Source organism: Dehalococcoidia bacterium, assembly GCA_022451965.1.
Classification (GTDB): Bacteria; Chloroflexota; Dehalococcoidia; order Lucifugimonadales; family Lucifugimonadaceae; genus TMED-70.
In genome coordinates this window covers 50,409-73,596 of record JAKUNJ010000006.1, presented here as the reverse complement: position 1 = coordinate 73,596, position 23,188 = coordinate 50,409, and the positions used below count along the sequence as shown (strand labels likewise).

At 29.9% G+C, this 23,188-nt stretch carries 24 protein-coding genes and 2 tRNA genes; 17 read left to right on the top strand and 9 right to left on the bottom strand.

The features are described from left to right. Positions 1 to 25: 25 nt before the first annotated feature. Entirely contained in the window at positions 26 to 1,516 is a 1,491-nt protein-coding gene (locus MK083_04290; protein ID MCH2673672.1) for a gluconokinase, read from the bottom strand. 82 nt (positions 1,517 to 1,598) lie between these two features. Here MK083_04290 and MK083_04285 point away from each other — a divergent pair, with 82 nt between their 5' ends. Next, positions 1,599 to 2,819 (top strand): MFS transporter, encoded by a 1,221-nt coding sequence (locus tag MK083_04285; protein ID MCH2673671.1) that lies wholly within the window; start codon positions 1,599 to 1,601, stop codon positions 2,817 to 2,819. After that, the gene (locus MK083_04280) at positions 2,812 to 3,267 is read left to right on the top strand and encodes a DUF1295 domain-containing protein (protein MCH2673670.1); all 456 of its coding nucleotides are present in this window, start codon (positions 2,812 to 2,814) and stop codon (positions 3,265 to 3,267) included. The genes MK083_04285 and MK083_04280 overlap by 8 nt, the downstream gene beginning before the upstream one ends. Positions 3,268 to 3,408: 141 nt before the next feature. On the opposite strand, the gene arsB is transcribed toward MK083_04280, so the two are convergent. Next, entirely contained in the window at positions 3,409 to 4,428 is a 1,020-nt protein-coding gene (gene arsB / locus MK083_04275) for an ACR3 family arsenite efflux transporter (GenBank protein MCH2673669.1), read from the bottom strand. A gap of 408 nt (positions 4,429 to 4,836) precedes the next feature. Next, positions 4,837 to 5,727 carry a cobalamin-dependent protein gene (locus MK083_04270; GenBank protein ID MCH2673668.1) on the bottom strand — a complete coding sequence of 297 codons (891 nt, stop codon included), beginning with the start codon at positions 5,725 to 5,727 and terminating at the stop codon, positions 4,837 to 4,839. Positions 5,728 to 5,848: 121 nt separating this feature from the next. Here MK083_04270 and MK083_04265 point away from each other — a divergent pair, with 121 nt between their 5' ends. From MK083_04265 to MK083_04240, 6 genes are all read left to right on the top strand, one after another. Continuing rightward, on the top strand, positions 5,849 to 6,007 hold the full coding sequence (locus MK083_04265) for a hypothetical protein (GenBank protein MCH2673667.1): 159 nt from the start codon (positions 5,849 to 5,851) through the stop codon (positions 6,005 to 6,007). Next, entirely contained in the window at positions 5,997 to 6,155 is a 159-nt protein-coding gene (locus MK083_04260) for a hypothetical protein (protein MCH2673666.1), read from the top strand. The genes MK083_04265 and MK083_04260 overlap by 11 nt, the downstream gene beginning before the upstream one ends. Beyond that, on the top strand, positions 6,146 to 6,871 hold the full coding sequence (locus tag MK083_04255; protein MCH2673665.1) for an SDR family oxidoreductase: 726 nt from the start codon (positions 6,146 to 6,148) through the stop codon (positions 6,869 to 6,871). Before MK083_04260 ends, MK083_04255 begins: the two co-directional genes overlap by 10 nt. A 183-nt stretch (positions 6,872 to 7,054) precedes the next feature. Next, positions 7,055 to 8,269: an MFS transporter gene (locus MK083_04250; GenBank protein ID MCH2673664.1), complete on the top strand. Its 1,215-nt coding sequence runs from the start codon at positions 7,055 to 7,057 to the stop codon at positions 8,267 to 8,269. Further along, complete coding sequence (locus tag MK083_04245; GenBank protein MCH2673663.1) at positions 8,269 to 9,090, top strand: SIMPL domain-containing protein; 822 nt, start codon at positions 8,269 to 8,271, stop codon at positions 9,088 to 9,090. Before MK083_04250 ends, MK083_04245 begins: the two co-directional genes overlap by 1 nt. Beyond that, positions 9,087 to 9,734, top strand: coding sequence for a hypothetical protein (locus MK083_04240; GenBank protein MCH2673662.1), 648 nt, complete (start codon positions 9,087 to 9,089; stop codon positions 9,732 to 9,734). The genes MK083_04245 and MK083_04240 overlap by 4 nt, the downstream gene beginning before the upstream one ends. On the opposite strand, the gene MK083_04235 is transcribed toward MK083_04240, so the two are convergent. After that, positions 9,731 to 10,963 carry a cysteine desulfurase gene (locus MK083_04235; protein ID MCH2673661.1) on the bottom strand — a complete coding sequence of 411 codons (1,233 nt, stop codon included), beginning with the start codon at positions 10,961 to 10,963 and terminating at the stop codon, positions 9,731 to 9,733. The two genes, MK083_04240 and MK083_04235, sit on opposite strands and share 4 nt — an antisense overlap. Positions 10,964 to 11,169: 206 nt before the next feature. Here MK083_04235 and MK083_04230 point away from each other — a divergent pair, with 206 nt between their 5' ends. The 5 genes from MK083_04230 to MK083_04210 are packed head-to-tail and all read left to right on the top strand — an operon-like array spanning position 11,170 to position 14,828. Further along, positions 11,170 to 12,402: a YeeE/YedE family protein gene (locus MK083_04230; protein ID MCH2673660.1), complete on the top strand. Its 1,233-nt coding sequence runs from the start codon at positions 11,170 to 11,172 to the stop codon at positions 12,400 to 12,402. Between the two features lie 2 nt (positions 12,403 to 12,404). Then, complete coding sequence (locus MK083_04225) at positions 12,405 to 12,629, top strand: hypothetical protein (GenBank protein ID MCH2673659.1); 225 nt, start codon at positions 12,405 to 12,407, stop codon at positions 12,627 to 12,629. Between the two features lie 2 nt (positions 12,630 to 12,631). After that, entirely contained in the window at positions 12,632 to 12,868 is a 237-nt protein-coding gene (locus MK083_04220; protein MCH2673658.1) for a sulfurtransferase TusA family protein, read from the top strand. Between the two features lie 29 nt (positions 12,869 to 12,897). Further along, a complete protein-coding gene (locus MK083_04215) occupies positions 12,898 to 13,803 on the top strand; it encodes a sulfurtransferase (protein MCH2673657.1) in 906 nt (301 codons plus the stop codon). Continuing rightward, on the top strand, positions 13,800 to 14,828 hold the full coding sequence (locus MK083_04210) for a peptidyl-alpha-hydroxyglycine alpha-amidating lyase family protein (protein MCH2673656.1): 1,029 nt from the start codon (positions 13,800 to 13,802) through the stop codon (positions 14,826 to 14,828). Before MK083_04215 ends, MK083_04210 begins: the two co-directional genes overlap by 4 nt. On the opposite strand, the gene MK083_04205 is transcribed toward MK083_04210, so the two are convergent. Next, positions 14,821 to 15,729 (bottom strand): P1 family peptidase, encoded by a 909-nt coding sequence (locus tag MK083_04205; protein MCH2673655.1) that lies wholly within the window; start codon positions 15,727 to 15,729, stop codon positions 14,821 to 14,823. The genes MK083_04210 and MK083_04205 overlap by 8 nt on opposite strands. 158 nt (positions 15,730 to 15,887) lie before the next feature. On the opposite strand from MK083_04205, the gene MK083_04200 reads away from it, so the two are divergent. From MK083_04200 to MK083_04185, 4 genes are all read left to right on the top strand, one after another. Beyond that, entirely contained in the window at positions 15,888 to 16,205 is a 318-nt protein-coding gene (locus MK083_04200; protein ID MCH2673654.1) for a pyrimidine/purine nucleoside phosphorylase, read from the top strand. A gap of 184 nt (positions 16,206 to 16,389) precedes the next feature. Further along, positions 16,390 to 16,466 (top strand) — tRNA-Val (locus MK083_04195). Between the two features lie 12 nt (positions 16,467 to 16,478). Next, a complete protein-coding gene (locus MK083_04190; protein ID MCH2673653.1) occupies positions 16,479 to 17,192 on the top strand; it encodes a hypothetical protein in 714 nt (237 codons plus the stop codon). Between the two features lie 15 nt (positions 17,193 to 17,207). Beyond that, on the top strand, positions 17,208 to 18,212 hold the full coding sequence (locus tag MK083_04185; protein ID MCH2673652.1) for an amidohydrolase: 1,005 nt from the start codon (positions 17,208 to 17,210) through the stop codon (positions 18,210 to 18,212). 2 nt (positions 18,213 to 18,214) lie between these two features. Here the strand turns inward: MK083_04185 and glmS are convergent, their stop codons facing one another. The 4 genes from glmS to MK083_04165 all read right to left on the bottom strand — a co-directional run bounded on the left by glmS (position 18,215) and on the right by MK083_04165 (position 23,184). Then, the gene (gene glmS / locus MK083_04180; GenBank protein ID MCH2673651.1) at positions 18,215 to 20,071 is read right to left on the bottom strand and encodes a glutamine--fructose-6-phosphate transaminase (isomerizing); all 1,857 of its coding nucleotides are present in this window, start codon (positions 20,069 to 20,071) and stop codon (positions 18,215 to 18,217) included. Between the two features lie 47 nt (positions 20,072 to 20,118). Then, positions 20,119 to 22,080 carry a hypothetical protein gene (locus tag MK083_04175; protein ID MCH2673650.1) on the bottom strand — a complete coding sequence of 654 codons (1,962 nt, stop codon included), beginning with the start codon at positions 22,078 to 22,080 and terminating at the stop codon, positions 20,119 to 20,121. 12 nt (positions 22,081 to 22,092) lie between these two features. Beyond that, a tRNA-Arg gene (locus tag MK083_04170) sits at positions 22,093 to 22,169 on the bottom strand. Between the two features lie 37 nt (positions 22,170 to 22,206). Further along, positions 22,207 to 23,184 carry a D-glycerate dehydrogenase gene (locus MK083_04165; protein MCH2673649.1) on the bottom strand — a complete coding sequence of 326 codons (978 nt, stop codon included), beginning with the start codon at positions 23,182 to 23,184 and terminating at the stop codon, positions 22,207 to 22,209. Between the last annotated feature and the right edge of the window lie 4 nt (positions 23,185 to 23,188).

The window sequence follows — 23,188 nt, the reverse complement described above, 5'->3', positions numbered from 1 at the left end:
AAATTATACTTAATTATTCATATATCTAACTAAAGGATTGATAATTATTATAAAGATCTAAATGATAAGCTATGAATTTCTGATGAATTTTGTGATTTTTTTGATTTGGATAATATTTTGCTTCTATTTCAGTATTAATATCTTCAAAATTATTTATTAGACCCAAAGCTTTTAGTATAAGTATTGCAACACCTTTTCCAGTATCTTGATTATCTTTCGAAATATTTATTTCTTTACCTAAAACATCAGATGTAGTTTGAATCCACCAAGGTAAATTTTTTATTGCACCCCCACTTGCTATTACTTCTGATTCATTATCAATAAATTTTTCTAACAATTGATAAACCAAAAATAATCTATAGCTTATGGATTCTAAAAAAGACTGTAGTATTTCTGTAGATGTATTAGAGTATTTCAGTCCAGAAATTATAGATTTAGAGTTATTTGACCATCCTAATGCTCTTTCACCTAATAAAAAAGGTAATACTGAAATTCCATGTGCACCTGGCTCTAATCTTAATAGCTGATTATTTAAGTTTTCTGATTTAGGAAGCCTTAAATTCTTATTAGCCCAATTGATAAGATTTCCGCCTTCAGAAAAAGATCCACCTAGTAATGTAAAATTATCAAGTAACCTATAGCACCAAAGCCCTTTTGGAACTTCTTCTACTTTTGAATTTGTCAATATTCTTATTGCCGCAGTACTACCTATAGTTATAGCAACTTTTTTTCTATTATTACATCCACTTCCTAAAGTTGCAGCCATGCCATCCCCAACAGATAAAAAAAATGGAGTTTCTGATAACTTCTTCCATCTTTTTGAGTAAATTTTATTTAATCCTTTTTCATAATTGTCATATCTACTTAGAACAGGTAATCTATCTTTTGTAAGATCTAAATATTTAATTAGATCTGAGTGCCATTCTAATTTATTCCTATCCAACAATCCGCTCCAAGAAGAGATACTATAACTTGCTTTGAAGCTTTTATTTTCAAACCATTTGGAATATATGTATGTTGAAAAATCAATAAATTTATCAATATCTTTATAATTACTAAGATTTTCTTTAATCCATATTATTTTTGATGGAATATATGATGTATGTTGAGCAGCTCCAGTTTCTTGATGAAGTCTTTTTTCATTAAATTCTTTTTTGATTTTATCAACTTGGCTATTTGACCTAGTATCTGCATAAGTATAGATCGGAGTGATAGCATTTCCATCTTTATCTATTCCAACTAAAGTGCTAGCCATGGAATCAAAACCTACTCCTATTATATTCTTAATAAATCCTTGCGATTTTTCTAAGACAAGATCTATAGAATCTTCAACTATAGATCTTAAGAGTTCTGGATCTTGCTCTGAAGTTCCATCATTTTTACTTGTAATACTGTGAGGGATTTCTACAGAAAATTGTGGTAATATCTTTCCATTTAAATCAAAAATAGAAGTCTTAATAGATGAAGTACCTATATCTACAACAATTAATGATTCGTTTATTTGTATTTGATTCACAATATTCCTATAAATTAAGACTTAGATTTATATACTTAAATTATCATATTTGTTACTTCTAGTGTAATTAACATTTTTTTTTATGCTAAACCCAGTAATTAACTTTAGAAAAAATCTAATTATTAAGAATTCAATATTTCGCAGCTTGATGATTGGATTATTTTTCTATAATTGTTCGGAGTGGATAGAAAGATTATGTATAAGTTGGTTGATATTAGAATCAACAGATTCAATTCTAGCTACAACTATATCTTTTGCAATTGGTTCAATAATTCAAACTTTTTTTTCACCATTTACTGCTGCCGCTGCAGATAAATTTGGAAGAAATAAAACTATTATAATAGTCGGAATATTGAGATTTATTATTCTATTTATATTTGCTCTTCTTGTTATTCAGAATAAAAATTTTATTATTATTGCTTATTTAGCATCAGCAATGACAGGCATAAATAGATCATTTATAGTTCCAGCTTTTCAAGGCAGTGTTGTCAATTCTGTAGAGGATAATCAAAAAATTTTAGCTATGTTGATTTATTCCTTAATTATGAGAATGACTGGAGTTATTGGATCATTATTAGGAGGTTTTTTTTCAGTCTTATTTGGAGTTGAAGAAGCAATAATACTATCGGCTATATTTGGAATTTTAGGTTCATTAAGTATATTACTAAGGTCAGATAACTTAATTGAAATAAAAAATAAAAAAAATTACTTTAGCTCTATAAAGGAAGGACTCAATCTAGTGTTTGGTAATTTTTATTCAAGAAATCTACTTCTTTTTGCTGGAATAGTTGAAATTTTTGGATTCTCATTTTTCAGTCTTCTTTCTTCAATTAGTAAATTTATATTAAAATCAGAGATTGGAACATTAAGTGTACTTCAAACCACAATGTCTATTGGATCCTTTGTTGGAATAATCTTATTATTTAGATGGAAAGATATTAATAAAGCTTATTTATTAGCAACTTCTATAAGCATATTTTTTGGAGCTAGTATTTTATTTATTCCTATTTTCTCTAATCTTTTTTTTATAGTAATTTTATTATTTATAATTGGAGGATGTTCTGCTTGTTTTGATGCTATTCAATGGATATTTTTACAAAAAAATATTCCTAATGAATTAAGAAGTACAGCTGTTTCAGCTTGGTTTATTACTATAGGCTTTGGATGGTCAGGACACATATTGTTAGGGTATATGTCAGATAATTATGGACTAGAAATAACAATCTTTTTTACAGGAATAATTTTACTAATTTCTGGATTGTTATTTTTATTTTTTATAAAATTGTATAACTCAAATGAATAAAATTCACAAAATATTAAGGGTTCCTCCATTTTTATTTTTTTCCCCTGTAATAATTGGGGGGATACTTGAATTGTTTTTTATAAGGAATATAAACATAAGCTCTGGAGTATTTCTAAATTTTGGAATAACAATAATAGTTATATCAATATCAATTATGACCTTAGCTCTAATAGAATTTTATAAAAACTCAGAATCACCCTCTCCTTTTAAAAAAACTAATAAAATATTATCAAAAGGCATATTTAGATATTCAAGAAATCCAATGTATCTCTCATTCTTTATATTTACCTCAGGAATATCCATTTCACTTAATTCTTTCGGAATAATTCTAGGTTCATTAATTGGAATATATCTAATTAATTTAAGAATAGTTAGTTACGAAGAAAACAAACTATCGAAAATTGCAGGTTACAAAGAATATAAGAAAAAAACCAGAAGATGGATTTAATCAGTAATGATATTATTTCTTTTAGCAAGAAATTCTAACATATCTAATACATCAGTTTGGATTTCTTCTAAATTCTTAATTCTTTCATCGAGTTCTTGAATTTTTTTTTCTATTTCCATATTTAGATTATATTAAAATAAATTATGAATGAGGAAAATTATTTCTAGTTTTATTTACAAAATATACAAGAGAAAGCATCACAGGAACTTCAACAAGAACTCCAACTACTGTAGCTAAAGCTGCTCCAGATTCAATTCCAAACAAACCTATTGCTACAGCAACTGCAAGTTCAAAAAAGTTTGAAGTTCCTATCAAACAAGCAGGCCCAGCGATTTGATGAGGTAGTTTCCAAATGTAAGAAATAAAATAACCTATGAAAAAGATACCATAAGTTTGTATAAGAAGTGGAATTGCAATGAGGATAATAATGAAAGGAGACTCTACTATCTTTTCACCTTGAAAACCAAAAAGTAAAACTACCGTTAGTAGTAAAGCTAATATAATAATAGGTTTAAAATTTTGATTAAAACTAATTATTCTTACATCATCATTAGATAAGATAAATTGCCTTATAAAATATCCAAATATTAAGGGTACTACAACATATAAAACAACTGAAATAATTAATGTATTCCAAGGAACATTAATTTCTGTTACTCCTAAGTAAATGGCTACTAATGGAGCAAAAGCAAAAATCATAATCAGGTCATTAATAGATACTTGAAGCAATGTATAATTTGGATCTCCTTTAGTTAGAGTGCTCCATACAAAAACCATGGCCGTACAGGGAGCAACTCCCAAAAGTATCATTCCTGCAATATATTGTTTTGCATCTTCAGGTGAGACTAAATTTTTAAAAAAAAACTCAAAAAATAAAATCCCAAGCATAGCCATTGTAAATGGCTTAACAATCCAATTGATTATTAGTGTAATAACTAATCCTTTTGGCGCAGAATTAAATTCTTTGATTTTGAGAAAATCAATATTTATCATCATAGGAAAAATCATGAGCCAAATAAGTAGAGCTACAAGCAAATTTACATTTTCAAACTCAAAATGTGCAATAGAATTAAAAATATTAGGAAATATATAACCTAAAAAAGTACCTATTATAATAGCTAGAGCAACCCATATTGATAAATATTTTTCAAAAATTCCCAATGATCATATAATTTACTTATTTTTATATGATAAGAGTTTACTAAAGTATTTCTATTAATTAGAAGTTAAATTATAAGGATTCTATGTAAGGAAATTCTTTAGGTGTATTCAGTCTTGAATAATTTTTTTCAGATAAGATTGAATGCTGAAAATCCTCTTTATAACTGAATGAATCAAAAAAACTTTTGTTTATTTTCTTACTAACTAAAAACACTTGATACTAACCTTTCTTATTTACTTTTTACTCGAAACACTAATTTCCAAAAATAATTACGAATTAAGTAAAAATACTTATAATTTTAAATTATAACATACAAAACTCTAATTCATCCAACTATAACTTGTTACGTTTTTGTTAATATTCAAAATACTATAAATTTAAAAAACACTTCTATTACGAAAAACGTACTAATCTTCTAGCATGCTACTAAGTGATACATCCAAGGAGTCTGCAATAGACTTTAGTGACCCAAGAGATACATTTTGCTTGCCCTGCTCGACAGCACTTATAAAGGTTCTTGCAAGCCCTGCTTTTTCTGACAGCACGTGCTGGCTGATATTCCTATTTTTTCTAACAGTTTGTATTTTGTTGCCAAGTGATATGAGAACAGATTCAAGAGGAACCATCGATGGGTTGCTTTCAACCAAAGAGTTGGCTAGATAAGTTGCTTGCAAGGGGTCTTCTGCAAAGCCGTCAATAAGATCATTATTTCCTTTTAGCTTATGTGCTCCTGGGCCCCCTACTAAAATCTTTATAGATTTATCGAGAGTTCTTAAGCTATTAACAGCATCAATGAGCTTTTCAGTACTTTTAGGATAAGTAGAAGATAAAAGAACAAAGTCAGGCTTAGAAGATTTAATATACATTATAAGATCATTGTTAGGAATGGAGCTGCCCAATAACTCTACATTCCATCCGTCCCATCTAAAGAAATCTGCGGCCATATATGTTCCCATTACATGCTTGTCATCTTCTATCGCTGTAATAGATATTTTCAAACCATTTGGCTGAGGTATTCTAAAATTATTTCTAACCCTATCCATTAATAATAGACAGAATTGAGTTGCTCGGTGTTCTTCAGATATAAGTATTTTTCCTTCATGCCACAGATTACCAATGTGATTTAGAGTAGTTCGAATAAGATCTAAATATATAACAGCTGGAGACCACTGTTGATTTATTATAGTTCTAGAAATGATATTTGCTTGCTTATAATGACCATGAACCAATGCATACTGAAGCTGACCAGCTACTGATTGAATTTCTTTCTTTGACGGCACATACCAACTTGAATTCATGTCATTCTCACTTTTAAACTATTTATAGTGTTTACTATAACAGACATATTGTATTAATGGAACATTATATATGTCATTAGAGAATATTATGTTAAATATATTAGAAAAAAGGAGTATAACCATGACTATAGTGTTGAAATCTTGCCCTATATGTTCAGGTGATTTATATGTTCACACTGACATTGATAATTTCAAGAGCCTAAAATGTATGCAATGCTCTAGAGAATTCAATAAAGATAGCTTTAAGACTAGTATAAGAGACATGTCACATGCGGCCTGATGATAAGAAATGTAAATTATGTGATTTAGAACCAAATGATCACTTGTCAAAAATAAGTGTATTTGGAGTATATCCAGGTTGTGACTTGAGTTCAAACAAACTCTTTTCTTATATTTCAAAAAAATTAAAAAAATTTGTATGGATATAAGTAATAAAAAAATTATAATTTTTGGTGCAAGTAGTGATATAGCGTTTCCAGTGATAAACTATTTCATTGATAATAATTTTGATCTGACTTTAGTTAGTAGAAATTCCATTAATATTCAAAATAAAGCTGAAACAATTCTATTATCAGACTACAAAGGTGAACTATTTTCACTGATAGATGATATGGATTTAGACAATGCACAAGTTAGTGCAATAAATTTTATTGGATCTATGATCTTAAAGCCGTTACACCTCCTCAAAGAGGAAGAAATGGAAGATGTTATAGATGTAAATTTTATGACAAATTACAGGATACTTAATCGACTTCTCAAGAAGAATATGACAAATTTCAGCTATGTTGCCTTTTCTTCAGTTGCTGCTAATTACGGTCTTGCAAATCATGAAGCGATATCTGCTGCAAAATCTGCTAATGAAGGACTAATTAGATCTTGTGCATCAAGCTATGGGCATAAATCTTATCGGTTTAATTGTATTGCACCAAGCCTAATCGAAAGTAAATTAACCAGTAGAATAGTTGGTTCTGATTCTGGTAGAAAAGTTGCCATAAATATGAACCCATTAAAAAAAATTGGTTCTCCTGAAGATTTAACTGAGTGTATATTATGGTTACTTTCAGAAGATTCCAAATTTGTAACAGGTCAAACAATAAATATAGGAGGAGGCTTGAATAATATTAATTCAAGGATAGTACAATGAAAAAAAAGATTTTTGAAATTCCGAATCTAGATTATTTAACTCAAAACTTAGAAATTAATTCCATTAATGATGAGAATTCTGAGTTTAATAAATTATTAGAAAGTCTAGCAAGTTCCTAGAATTTCTCTTTAACAAACATAATCTGAAATATAATTATTTGAACACGAAATATATAATGAAATTATGTATTTCTATTATCATTTATCTTTAATCTTCAAAGAAAAATTTTATAGTCAGTTTGCAGTATCTTGCATCTTAATATACTCTATAAGGTTTTTAGACTTTACAGTCATTGCCTACATTCTAACTAATGTCACGAATAATGCTGCTAGCATTGGAGCCTTGGTTTTTATTAAATTTATACCCATGATATTCTCAGGTGTATTATCAGGCTGGCTAGTTGATAAATTTTCTAGACTGATAGTTATAAAACTTGTCATCTTGACATACAGTATCTATTTACTTCTTTGGGCTATTTATATTTCTTTTTACTCACCTAATATTGAGCTTATTTTTATTTTTACTTTTTTTTCTGGAATACTTATGTCAGTAGATATTTCTTCAAGAATTTCTTATTTATCCTCACTAGTCAAGAGAAGGATAATAAAATCTGGAATAGCTGCAAATGTAATTTATATAAACTTAGCATGGTTTATAGGCCCAAATATCGGAATGTTTATTTTAGAAATTAGTGGATTTACATTACTATATATCTCTCTTTCAATAATTAATATTTTTGGTTTGATTATTCTTATAAAGATTCCTAAGCTGAAGATAATGAGTAATAAAATAAAAACATACTCTGGTTTTAAGGCTGGATTTAGCTTTGCAAAAACTAAACCCATAATTTTAGTCACACTCATAATTATTAGTTTAGGCAATTTCTTTGCTTTTACTTTTGAATCTATGAGTCCTTATTTTGCAAAATTTATTTATGATGCTAGCCCACTTGAATTTTCATTCATGGTTTCATGCCAAGGACTAGGAGCTTTAATTGGTTCTATATTTTTACTACCTATGATTGTTAGAATAAGTAGACCTGCTTTAGTTTTTTTAATTTCAACTATATTTCTATGCTTAGGATCAATAGTTTTTACTTATATTCCTTCATTCATATTTGCTTGTATAATACTAATTGCATTAGGAACAGGTACAACATTTTTTATGAATATGCATTCAAGAATCCTTATTACTCAAACACCAAATCCACTAAGGGGTAGAGTTAATGGATTACAACAGTTAGGAATTAGCTTATTTCCTATAGGTAGCTTAATTACAGGTTTTATTGGCGATAGCCTTGGAGTTTCACAAAGTATGAGAATTATGTCTATATTAGGGATTTTATGTCTAATAATTACATTTATCATATATAAAGACTTAAAAAATACTATGGAATAATGAAAATTTTTAATGACAAAAAAATAATTCTATATATTGTATGTTTGCTAATTATTTTTTCATGTGAATCTAATAACAACGAAGAAACTAAGACCAGCGTAAATAATGAAGACATAAATTTATTGTCTAAATCAAATTTACTAAACGAAAATACAAATATTGAATCAAATATTTTTTGGATTTCAGGAAAAGGTACTGTTAAGCAAGATCAGGAAATTATTGAAATAAATATATCTATCGAACATAGAGATAAAGATATTATTAATGCGTCAAAAATAGTTAATGAAAATATAAATAAAGTTGTAGATATTGCTAAATCTTTAGGCATAGGTGAAAAAGATATATTTACAAAGAAATTTAATGTATCTCCTGTAGAAAGATGGATTAAGAAGAAAGATGAGTATGGAGAGTGGAGCGAGAGTGAAATTATTGCTTATGAGGTTAGTAACTCAATTTCTTTGACCTCAAACGAAATTACCATTATTACAGAATTGATCAATCAATCGACAATCCAAACAGGAAATACACTAAGAATTAGTGATATTAATTTTTTACCAAAGGATAAGGAAGAAAATAAAATTGAAGCAAGAGAAAGAGCAATTGAAGATGCTCAATATAAAGCTTCGTTCTATGAAAAAAGATTAGGTATAAACTTAGGTAATATAATTTACTTTGAAGAATTATCTGATTCTTCATTGAGTCAAAATAAAAATATACCATTGATGAGAATGAGCACCGAATCAATGCCTTCAGCATCAATTTATTCTGGTCAATCAGACATTATAAGTGAATTATATCTAGGATTCGAAATTTTAAAATGAAGAAAATTTTTTACATTTTACTTTTTTTATTTATATTAGGATGTGGAAATTCAGAAAATATCTGCAGATCCGATAATCCTTTATGTAAATATTTTGAAATTTATTACCCTGAAGACTCTATTTTAGGTGAGGATGTAGCTGAATTGGGTGAGGAAGATCTAGTTACATACAGACAGCTTTCTGCTGATTTAATTAATCAAAATGAAATCAGTATATTTCATACTTACTCTAAAGGAATATTTATTCCAAGATTTTCATATAGTCTTCTAAATGAACTCAAAGAAGAAGAGCTTTATCTGGCGGTTGCAATATATCCTGTAGATAATATGAATGATTTTAATGAAACATTATCAGTATTTTATAACGATCCTGATATAAATTTTGCTTCTAGGTCTAGATATGGAAACTGTTCATTAGATAAAAATTCAAGTTTAGATAGTAAATCTTCTAAGATTTATAATTGTATAAAAGATAATATCTCAAGCTATGACTATTGGGTAGAAGGTAAGGATTATATGTGGAAACTTAAATGTGTTTGGAAAAATTCAAAATTTGTATCTGTAAAAAATACTATTGGAACAGAGTATAATTCATCAGATCTTTGTAGAAAATCATTTGAATCATTCAATCCAAAAATAAATTAGAACTTGCTAAAATAGTTCACTGTTTCTTTCAATGCTTCTATAAATATATCTATTTCCTCTTTAGTATTGTAGAAATAAAAACTTGCCCTAGCTGCTGCAACTATTTCATACGATCTTACTAGAGGCATCGCACAATGATGACCTGTTCTAATTGCAATACCAAATTTATCTAATATTTCTCCTATATCGTGAGGATGTATTTGATTATGAGTAAAGGAAATTACTCCTCCTCTAGAATGATCGTCTACAGGACCAATGATATTGTAATCTCCTAATTCCATAATCTTTTCTATTGCATAGTGTGTTATTTCCTCTTCATGCTGAAATACATTATCCATACCTAGGCTATTAAGATAATCTACACCGACCCCTGTAGCTATAGCATCTGCTATATTAGGAGTTCCTGCTTCAAACTTATAAGGTAAATCATTCCATTTTGCAGATTCATATGAAACTTCTGAAATCATATCACCTCCAAAGTAAAATGGTGGCATTTCATTGAGCAGCTCTTCTTTACCATAAAGTATACCTATCCCAGTGGGTCCTAACATTTTATGAGCTGAAAATGATAAAAAATCACAATCTATTTCTTTTACATTAACCTTAAAGTGTGGAACACTTTGAGCACCATCTAGCACTAAATAAGAACCAAATTTTTTAGACATCTCTCTGATCTCACTTATTGGATTTATAACTCCAAGAACATTGGACATATGAGTTACAGCAATTATTTTTGTATTCTCATCAATTTTTGACTTCGCATCTTTTAAGTCAATTCTTCCTTCAATATTATGCTCTAAATACCTTAATGATGCACCTGTTTGAGTACATAATTGCTGCCATGGTACTAAATTTGAATGGTGCTCCATTCTTGAAACAACTATATTATCTTCTGCCGAAAGTTTACTCTTAAGCCCATATGCAACTATATTGATAGACTCACTAGTATTTCTGGTCCAAATTGTTTCTTCAGGAATAGCTCCAATAAATTCAGCAACCTTTACTCTTGCATTTTCGTATGAATCTGTCGCCTCAACAGAAAGTGTATGCACCCCTCTATGAACATTAGAGTTATAGTTTGAATAATAATCCGTAAGACTATCAATCACTGATTTTGGTTTTTGAGACGTAGCAGCATTATCCAAATATACTAGTTTTTTATCATTAACAATTCTTTCTAAAACTGGAAAATCTTTTCGTATTTTATTTGGATCTAATTTTGTTTTCATAATAATAATTTAGTACTTATTTATATTTTACATTATTATTATTGATTTTATGATAGTATGGCAATTATGAGAAACGAAATCTTAGTAAAAGAAAACTGTATTTGTTGCTGTAGTAATAACCTCTACGGGTTTCTTTGATTTGCTAATTTTTTCAATAAATAGATTTATAAGAAACCCCGAGAGGGGTTTTTTTTTTGGAATATTTTATGACCACAAAAGCATATAAAACCTACTATACGAGCCAATTTTATATTGGTTTTATTTTGCTATTATCAATTTTTTTGATTAGTTATTTAATATCAAATAATAACTTTTCAGATGCAGCAATTTGGTTAGCTGCATCAGGTTTAGGCTTTGCTCTCCAAAAATCTCGATTCTGTTTTGCTTCTTCATTTAGAGACCTATTTTTATTTGGATCTGGACAGAATATGAAAGGAGTAATAATAGCAATCATAATAGCATCAATTGGTTTTGTAGGTATATTAAGCTGGATTTTGCCTAGTCCCCTTCCTGGCGAATATCCTTCTTCTGCTCATATTTTACCCGTAGGTTTATCTACAATAATTGCTGGGACTTTATTTGGAATTGGAATGGTTACTGCCGGAGGTTGTGTATCAGGAACAATATATAGAATTGCAGAAGGATATGTTGCTTCGGTTGTTACTATGATTGGTATTTTTATAGGATCAATATTATTGATAATAAGCTGGGATTTTTGGTGGGATTCTTTAATTAGTAAAGAAAGTAAAATATTTTTACCTTCAACATTTTCTTTGGGTTACGGTTTTAGCTTAGTTATTACCCTAATTCTGCTTTTAGGTCTTTATGTGCTTGTTATTTACATTGAATCTAGATCAGGAATTACTGAATTTAAGATAAATAAAAAAGAGAAACTAATACCAAAAACATTTCTAGAAAAAATCAATGAAAATCTTGTAAATATATTCTCCAACAGTTGGTCGGCAAAAACAGGAGGAGTTGCAATTGGATTCATTGGAATAATTTATTTTTTATTTCACTCACCTCCAGGGGTTACTGGAGAAATAATGAAACAATCAATGAGCTTTAGTGAATCTGTAAACTTATCAGAGGGAGCTCTTAAAGGTATTTCATCATTAAGTGGGTGTCTTGGCGCTAGCGTAGGTCAAGGATTGATATCTCATACATTTGTAAGTACAGTTGGAGTTTTTTATGGTGCATTAGTGTCAGCTCTAATGGCCAAGGAATTCAAGATAAGAACTCCTAATAACTACAAGAGATATATTCAATCTTTAGGTGGAGGAATAATGATGGGTTTTTCTGCAAGCCTTGGAATAGGATGTACAATTGGAGCATTTTTTTCTGCTATTTCTTCACTTTCCCTTTCCGGGTGGGTATTTGGTATAAGCCTTTTTGGAGGAGCATTTATAGGAACAAAAATAATAAAGGCAATTGGATAAAAATGAGTACAAAGAGTGAATTAAATCTAAAAGGGAAATCGGTTAAAGATCAATTATTGGCGGTAGAAGAAATCTTAAAAAGTATTACTAAAACAAATTCAGTAGAAATACTTACCAATGAAGAATTATTAGTTAAGTATATACCTCCAAAAGCGATAGAAATGAAAATAAAAATTAAGTTTAAGTATAAAGACGATGTATGGCGAATAACGCTAGAAAGGGAGTAAGAATGTCTGAAAAAGAAATAAGAAAGCTTGATCTTAGAGGAGAAATCTGTCCATATCCTATGTTGAAAACAAATGAAGAATTAGACTCGGATAAAGAAATAAATATATTAGAAGTTCTAACTGATCATTCGCCAGCATTATCAACTATTCCTCCTCAAGCTCTTAAGCGTGGCTATGAAGTAGAAATTGATGAAATAGATAATAGTGAATGGAAAATTACATTAAAAAAAGATGGTTAAAGTATAAATAAATTAATTTAGGGGGATTTATGAAAAAAATAATTTTAATAACATCAGCAATTGCTATAATTTTAGCTTGCAGTTCAGAATCATCTGAAACTTCTTTTGATGATAGAGGCTATTCAAGTACTGAAAAATTAGTGTCAGCTGAATGGTTGGAAGAAAACATTAATAACGTAAAAATAATTGATGTAAGAAAAAAAGAAGATTATGATCTTGGGCATATTCCAGGCGCTGTTAGATTGACTCCAAATGAAGTTTTTCAATGGGAAGACTCTAACGGAGTTAAAGGAATGCTTCCATCATCTGATCATATTGCAATTGCCTTAAGTTCAGTTGGAATTAATGAAGATGATACTGTGATATTTTATGATGGAAACAGCAATCTTTGGGCATCTAGAGGTTTATGGGCTTTAGAGGTTTATGGACATGAAGATTCAAGATTACTAGATGGATCTTGGAACTATTGGTCAGAAAATAGCTTTCCAACTACTAGCGAATCTGAATCAGTAGAGAAATCTGACTATAAATTTTCTGGGAATGTAAACAGTAGCTTAATAGCTGGTTTTGAGGAAATACTAGAGGCTGTTGATGATCCTTCAAAAATCGTTTGTGACACAAGAAGTCCAGATGAGTATATAGGTAAAGATGTAAGAGCTGATAGAGGTGGCCATATTCCTGGTTCAGAAAATGTAAACTGGGTAAATGCAGTCGATGAATCTGGAAGATTCTTAAGTGCTCAAAATCTACAAACTATATATGAAAGTAAAGGAATCAAGACTGATAAAGCCGTTTACACTCTTTGCCAAACAGCAGTTAGAGCTACTCATACATGGTTTGTATTACAAGAACTTTTAGGATATGATAATGTAAAAGTTTATGATGGATCTTGGATCGAATGGGGTAACTCAGATTTACCAATTGAAATAAAATGAGTGAAGAACAAAAAGAAAATTTAGAGTATGGTCTTCCTAGCCATGAAGATATGGAAAAAGGAAGTGGATCTGTTATATATGGAAGTTCTCCCTATAAGTATCAAATTGATGGTAAAGAATGGGGTAATCTTCCCAAAGGATGGACCCTAAGTGAAGCTACTGCTGTTGCTGTAAATAGTCTTGATGAAATAATTGTTTTCAATAGAGGAACAAAGCCTATAATAATTTTTGATCAAGATGGAAATTATCTAAGATCTTGGGGAGAAAATATTTTTTCAAATGCACACGGAATTAGTGTAGATAGTTCAGATAATATTTATTGCGTTGATTCCGGTGATAATACTGTTAGAAAATTTAATTCCTCTGGTGAGCTAGTTTTTCAGATTGGAAAAGAAGGAGAAAAAGCTGGCAAAATGAGCGGGCTACCTTTCGCAGTTCCAACACAAGTAGCAATAGATGAAAATAATAATGAACTATATGTTGCTGATGGTTATTCAAATGCAAAGGTTCACAAATACAATCAAGATGGAAAATATCTTTTTTCTTGGGGAGAGTCAGGAACTGGAGAAGGACAGTTTAATATAGTTCACAATATATCGACTGATAGAGATGGCCTTGTTTATGTGGCCGATAGAGAGAACCACAGAGTGCAGATTTTTGATAGTAATGGGAAATATATTGATCAATGGATAAATTTATCTAGAGCAGCTTGTATTTACATAGATAAAAGAGGTTCAGAAGATATCTTCTATGTAGGTGAATATTTTTCTGGAATAGCATCTAATGACACAGGTACTAACTTAGGGCCAAGAATTTCAATTTTTAATAAAAAAGGCGATCTTTTATCAAGACTTGGTGTAAATAGCTATGGTCCAAGTGTGGGAAGATTTTATTCTCCTCATGGAATTTCTGTAGATTCAAAGGGTAATATTTATGTTGCTGAAGTTTCTTACAGTGATTATGGGCAATTTCTAAATCCTAAAAGAGAGCTCAGGTCTCTCCAAAAATTAGTTAAGATTAGTTAGATTGAATAACAGCATTATTTATTGCTTGGTAAGTCACTTTCATGGAAGCTGTAAAAATTTGATCAATAGTGAGCTTAGTTGGTTTATCATTAGTTGAAACTGCAAAAAAAAGATCTCCATCATTTGAGGTATGTGATGGTCTAACTGATAAAGCTAAGCCATCATGAGCTGCAATAGAAAGTCTTTTGCAATCAACTTTAGTTATTTTTGCATTTGTAATGATTATTCCTATAGTTGTATTTTGAAATCCTCTTTTTTCTGGTTTACCTTTCAAGTATAAATCAACTGAATCATAAATTTTACCTTCACGTTTTGGACCTGCTATAATTTCTCCATTTTCAGGATTTACTATGGAACCTAGAGCATTAACTGCAACTAAAGATTCAACAACTGTTCCGTCATGAAAGATGAATGAAGAAAAACCTATTCCTCCATTCATACTATATTTTGAACCAAGTAATTTACCAACTGAACAACCTGTACCTACCCCTACGTTACCTAATTCAAAATCATAGGATGAATTTTTTGCTGCCAAATAGCCTTCTTCTAATCCAGGTCTTATTTTAGAATTTCCAACATTTAAATCAAAAATTACTGCAGAAGGCACTAAAGGTATAGTACTGCCTCCAAACTTAATTCCTATATCTTGCTCTTCAAGAAATTTCATTACTCCAGCAGAAGCATTAAGCCCAAACGCACTTCCTCCAGTCAGTAATATTCCATTAATATTAGGAGCTGTAGAAATAGGATCCAAAAGAGCTATTTCTTTAGTACCTGGAGCTCCTCCTCTTATATCTACAGATGCAGTCAAAGATTTTTCAGAAATTAGAGTTGTGCAACCAGTTTTATTTACACTATCAGTCCAGTGACCTATTTTTATTCCTTCAATACTTGAGTTCATATAATTAAGTAGATCTATTAAAAATCATAATTACATATTATAAACAAAAATATAATATAGCTAATTTATAAAAAGGGGATTAGTTAGGATACTCATAATTAATAATAAGACCATTGGTTGATGTAAAATTTTAATATATGTTCTTGAAAAGGGAAAATATGACTGAACTTAATAATGTGACAGTACAAAAAGAAGCTAATATATACTTTGAAGGCAAGGTTGTGAGTATGTCAATTTCACTGCCAAATGGTTTGAAAAAAACCTTAGGTATTATGCAAAAAGGTGAATATGAATTCAATACAGAGCAAAAAGAAATAATGGAAATAATATCTGGAGAGCTAGAAGTATTAATCTCTAATTCATCAGAATGGATAACTATGAAATCTGGCGACACATTTGAAGTACCAAAAAATAGCTCTTTCAAAATAAAAATAATTGAAATAACAAATTACGGCTGCGATTACATAGATGAATAAATCTATTGCCAAAGCTCTAATTATTTTAGTTACCTTATTTTTATTGGTTATTTTTGTTTCTTGGTTCTTAACTAAGTAGGATTTAATGTTTTTTTAGAAAATTTATAATACAAATTATTTCTAGAAAAAATATTGGCTATCTCACTTCAAATGTAATTATTACTGGTAAAATTATATTTATTAAGGGCGATTAGCTCAGTTGGCTAGAGCACCTCGTTTACACCGAGGGGGTCGGGGGTTCGAGTCCCTCATCGCCCACCAGAAAATAATAAAATGAAAAGATTTTTTATAGTATCTGCAATTTTAACTTCTTTTTTTATTGTATCTACTGATGAAATTTATGCTCATCAGCCCTACGAAATAAAAAACTCCACAGATCAGACAATTATAGAATTATCTGATGCAACAGTATCACATGCCTACTATGGTGAATTTTTATCTGATCAAGAAGAAATAATTTTTGATCTGAAAGGTTTTTCAGCACCTATTTTACAATTCAGCATTCTTATACCAGATAAATCTCCAGAAAATATATTTTCTCCAACAGAACTACCAGAAGTAAGACTTATAACTGAATCTAAAGATGAAATGCAATTTTTATCTTATGAAAGAATTGGGTTTTATGAACCATATAGCAGAATGAATCTTATAAGGGTAATCACATATAAAGATACAAACTATAATCATAAAAGTGCACGAATTATAGTTAAGTCTAATAAAAATTGTAGATTTGTTTTTTCTGTAGGATATAAAGAAATTTTCAATAGAAAATATTCTTCAGGAGATACTGTTGAATTAGGTTCAAGTGGTATACAATCTTGGTACTCAAAGACTTCTTCCATTGAAGATAAACCTGACATAAAAGAAAGTCTTGAAATAAAACAAGAAGAATCTAGCTTAAGAATAATCATCCTAATCATAAGCATAATTACTGTTTGTTTAGTTGTTTTATATTTATTTAGGAATAAAATTTTAAATAAATCGTAAAATAAGGGTAAAATTATGACTTCAAAATTAATTGATTATAGAGATTACGATAAAGAATTTTGGTATGAAGAATTAGAAGAGTGGGTACCAAAAAGAATCTATGATTGTCACGCTCATATGCTTAATAATAGCCTAATAGACGATTCTAGTGAGCATAAAGATGTATTTCCTGATGCTGATTTTGAAGGTATAAGAGGTTGGCAAAAAACCGTTTTTCCAAATAGAGATGTAAATAACTTAATTTTAGGAAGACCAGCTTTAGGTACAAGAATAAATGAATATAATGATTGGTTATTTAATGAACTTAAGGATAATAAATTTACTAAATCGCATAGACTAACTACTCCTTCTGATTCCTTAGAAGATATTGAATACGATATAAAAAATAAAGGATTTCAAGGATTAAAAGTTTATAGAATGTATTCAGTTACAGGTGATATGGCAAATTGCACTATAGAAGAATATCTACCTCATGAACAATTAGAATTAGCAAATGAGCTGGGACTTTGGGTTACATTACATTTGTCTAGAGAAGACGGAGGTGGTGATGAAAAAAATCTAAATGACTTAACAGAGTTTACTACAAAAAGATATCCTAATATTAAATGGATTCTTGCACATATAGCAAGATCATTTACCTACAGACCAATACAACAAGGTGTAGACACATTAAAGAATCTGCCAAATATTTGGTACGACTTATCTGCAGTTACAGATATAAGGCCATATATTACTCTATTTAATAATGAAGATCATAAAAGAATTTTCTACGGAAGTGATGCTGTAGAATCTGTGTCTTTCCATGGAGCTTATACAGCATATGGTCATGCACACCAACAGGTTGAGACGGATAATCTTCCTTCTCTTACTTTTTCTCATACAAAAAATAGGCCGATACTTTGTATTTATGAACAATTAATTGCAATGAAACAAGCTTCAATAATTTGTGAATTAAGTAATGATCAACTTGAAGATATTTTTTGGAGAAATGCTGTTAGAGACTTTAATGTAGATTGGTAAATCTATTCAACAGTTACTGTTTTGGCCAGATTTTGAGGTCTATCTGGATCTAATCCTAGATTCAAAGCTGACATAAATGCTAATTTCTGCAAAGGTATAACAGATAAAATTGGAAATATATATTTATTGTTGTTTTCTATAACAAAATTATAATTTGATAACTCTTGTATTTCACTATTTTCAACAAAACTGATTGTAATAATATTTGCGTTTCTAGAAGCAATCTCTCTAAGAGAACTTATAGATTTCTTAATATTTTCATCAGGGCCTATTAAAGAAATAATTGTTGATTTTTTATCTAATAAAGCATTGGGGCCATGTTTCAACTCTCCTTCTATGAATGAGTTAGAGTTTATTTTAGAAATTTCTTGAATTTTCAATGAACCTTCATTTACTATTGGAAAAGATAAATTTTTTCCTATAAAAAAAACCTTTTCACTATCTGAAATAAATTTAGAGACTTTGAGATAATCATAATCGCAACAATCAAGAACTTTTTGGATGTTACTATCTATCTTCATAAAATCTTCTTTAAGTTTAGTGACAAGGTTATTATTTTTGTCTAACAAGCTTGCAAGATAAATACAAATAGAGTTACACATTAATAAAGTAGAAGAAAAAGTTTTTGTCGCAGCAACTGAAATTTCTTTACCAGTTTCTAAAAGTAAATATGAATCAGAATTAATAGCAGCTTTACTATTTGATTCCTCAACAATTGAAACTACATATGCACCTTGATGTTTAGCATTTCTTATGGCTTCAATGGTATCTGCTGTTTCTCCTGATTGAGTAATAGCAAAAACAGTAGTTTGGTCTGGAGAAATTATTTTTTTATTTTTTAGCTCCGATGAAAATTCAACCTTTGTATCAATTTCAAGCAAATCTTCAAAAAGTAAAGACCCATATTGAGCAGCATGATAAGAAGAACCCATACCCGTAAAAATTATTTTTCTTGATGATAATAATCTATGGCGGTTTATTTCAGGGAAGGCTTCTTGTGGTTTATCTAGGATTCTTTTTGTGATTAATTTTTTCAAGGTAATATCTTGCTCTGATATCTCTTTTTCAATTATAAAATTTGTTTGTAAATCTTTAATTTCATGATTATTATCTTTCTTATCCTTAATTAGATTTATATTTTTAGGAGAGGTAGCTAAATTATTTTGATCTATTATTTTTAGAGTATTATTTGAAATAATTACAAGATCATCTTTACTAGTAAAGCTGACTGAATCACAAAAATTTTCCAGAGCATAAGAGTCACTACTTAGAAAGCGATAATTATCTTTTTCACCAACAACTAACCCACCTGACAAATTTGTAGTAAAGCCAAAAATAGTTTTTGGGATTTCTTTACTCATAAGCGCAACTGTATTATTTCCTTCAAGCATATTAGCAACAGAAAAAATCGCCGATTGTAAATCGCCCTTGCTACACAACATTAAATCAACCAAATGAGCAATTAATTCAGAATCAGTCTGACTGTTTATTTCAACCCCTTTTCTTACTAAGAATTTACTTAGAAAGTCATAATTTTCTACTATTCCGTTATGAACAATGGAAATATTTTTACTGTAAGAAAAATGTGGATGTGTATTAATATTGTTAATTGGACCATGGGTAGCCCATCGTGTGTGCCCAATTCCAGCATTTGAGCTTATTTTTGATTTTTCTAAAGATTTATTAAGAACATCCACTGGATAATTTGAATTAGATGATTTTAATATCTCAAAATTACCACTATCTATCTCAAGACATAAACCTGCAGAGTCATAACCCCTATATTCTAGTCGTTTCAATCCCTTAATTATTAGACTTGAAACATCTTTTTCACCTACACAACCAAAAATACCACACATATTTCCCTCAAATTATTTACTCTACTTATTATATTTTAATCTAGATATTATTTGTTGAAATAATCCCATCTTTCTTCAGATCTACTAAGAATATTCTCCAGATCAAAATCTAATAAAAATCTTTGTTTTATTAATTCTTTAGAATAATTAGATATTTTTTCTAAATAATCGTCCTTAGAAGAATATCTTTCAGAAATTGATAATCTTGAATCATCATCTTTTTTTTCTTTTGGTAAAGGAACAGTAGCACCTCGAGGGCCACCAGTTAACCCAATTATTTGGTAAGGAGCTCCTACATCAGGATGTCTGAGATTCCAAGGAGTAGAAGTTGCTAATGGCACCTGTACATCTGGGTGCCTTATTCCTGCAATTTCATTCCCATCTTCATCTACATCTGAAACAATTGATGAGTATTTTTCACCATGAGTCGGTGGAATTGTTTCAATAATATCCTCATTTGAACCAAAATTCATTTTTCTAGGAAAAGAAAAATGTTCAGGAAAATTAATAGGAATTTTAGAATATTTTTCTCTAAGAGAATTAGGGTCAACAGCAGTTCCGTCACTAACTTTTGGATGAGAGCTATCAGGAGGTTCTACTCCTTCAGAAGCCCATTTATCTAAATTAATTAGAAGGGCTCTCATTAAGGGAGTATAATCTATGGAATTTAAGTAATTTTGACCTCTCATGCCATCAGCTTCTTGAGTATCCGTAGGAGGCCATACACCTGGTCCATGCATACAAGAAGAAAGATGATAAACCCTTGAGTTTTCATTAGATTCTAAATCTTTTTTACCATCTGCAGAAGTGTGAATTAATGAAGCATCTCCCCTCCAATATTCTGCACCTGTATTAACAAAAAAAACTTTTGATTTTGATTTTCTTTCTTTAAATTTTTCCATAAGGCCATCATGAGACGATCCTTCTATATCATCTGTAATAATTGATGCAGCAGGATAGAGTTGAGATATTACGGAGGGCAAATCTTTAGAAGCTTGACCAAATCTTTGGTTAAATTCTCCTCTCATTCCACCTGCAACATGTGGCATAATTCCATCAAATACTTCTCTGCCTAAATTATCAAAATTAAAATCTAGATAAATGAATTGCCTCAAGAATCTACCACTTTGAGAAACTCCAAATGCAAAAGCCTGCTCAATATCTCCATTAGTCGGATTATCAGGATTATCTGAATACCTAAGATAAGCTACAAGATCCCTAGTTGCAGCTAAACCTAATCCTGTAGGTTTTGCTCCATAAGCATTATATGAAACTTGGTACATGATTCCTGCTTTAAATTTATCCGACATATATATGAAATTTGGGTTATCTATAATCTCATTTCCATCATTCCAAGCAAATCTCCATTTATCTCGAGGAATAACTATCGGATCATCATCTGGATATTTCTTAAAACTTAAAATAGCTTCTTTTTCATTGGTATCTACTGCTGGATATGGGGTATGCATTCTATCACTTAACATAATTTGATCTACATCTTTCATAGGTTGAAATTGGGAATAAATTTTTCCTCTAATTGGCTCCCCATCTTTTGCAATTTCACTAGAGAAAAGTCTTAACTTTCCATTAATGGGAGGAGCATCGTGAGACCAACCGCACCAAACTAATGTATAGCCTTCTAGCATCAAGAATTCATTCCCAATATCATCTTCTGGAGCTACTCCTGCAACCATAACCCCTCTAGAGGCTGAGTTAAATTGAGATAGCATAACTTTGTTGCCTCTATTATTTACGTCATAAATAATTTTTTTATTAGATTTACTTGAATCTAAAGGAAGCATAATATGGATATCTGAAGAAAATTCCACTAATCCTTGGTTATTAGTTGAAATATTTTCTATATCAGTAATCTTTTTATTATATTCATCGTTGGGATCAAGTATAAATTTTGCTATTCCCTTAATTTCTCTATATTGACCTATATTTCCAAAGGTTTTACCATTTTCTAATAGATTATCTTCACGTATTTCTATTGATTTTATTGACATTATTCCCTCCACTGGCGCGCCTGGCGAGACTCGAACTCACGACTTCAGCCGTCGCAGGGCTGCACTCTATCCATCTGAGTTACAGGCGCAAATAGTTTTTTATTAAGATTGTACAGAAAAATTAACTCACCAAGAAATTTCTTCAGAATTAACACAATAGGTAGGTAATTTTGAATTTAACCCTTCAATTATGTTATCAACCGTCATTTTTGACATTTTTCTTCTAGTTTCAACAGTTGCTGAGGCTATGTGAGGTAATATTGTAAGATTATTTAAATGAAGAATTGGATGATCCATATTAATTGGTTCAGGATCTGTTACATCAAGTGCAGCATATGCAATCTCATTTTTTGATAATGATTGATATAAATCATCTAAATTTACTATTGGACCTCTAGCAGTATTAATAAGGGTAGAGTTTTTTTTCATATACGATAATTCTTTTTTTGATATCAAATTATTTGTTTCTGGTGTTAGAGGGCAATGTATAGATACAACGTCAGATTTTTCTAATAGTTCTTTCATAGTATCGATTTTTTGAGCACCATAAGTTTCTTTAGGGTTTGATCTATTAAAGTAAAGAACTTTCATATTATTTTCAGAAGCTATTTTAGCTAAGTATGACCCAATTCTTCCAAATCCAATGATTCCAAGTACTGAAGATGATAAATCGAAGCCTAATAAATCAAGAGGTTCAAAATACTTCCATTTGCCATCTCTTACAAATCTGTCACATTCTGCAATTCTTCTAGCAGCAGCTTGCATAAGAGTAAATGCGAAAGAAGCTGTAGTTTCTGTCAACACACCAGGAGTGTTTGCAACTGCTATATTTCTTTTGCTAGCTGCATCTACATCGACATTATCATAACCAACTCCAAATTGACCTATTATTTTTAGTGAACCCCCTGCAGCATCCATTATTTCTCCATTAATATCATCATTAATGTGAACAAATATCGCAGTTGCACCTTTCACTTTATTTTTCAATTCTTCTTGAGTAGGAAGATAATCTTGTTCAATAATAGTTAATTCAGAAACTTCTCTCAATCTATTCATTTCTGAATCAAATTGTTTCCTAGTAACAACAACTTTTGGTTTACTCATAATA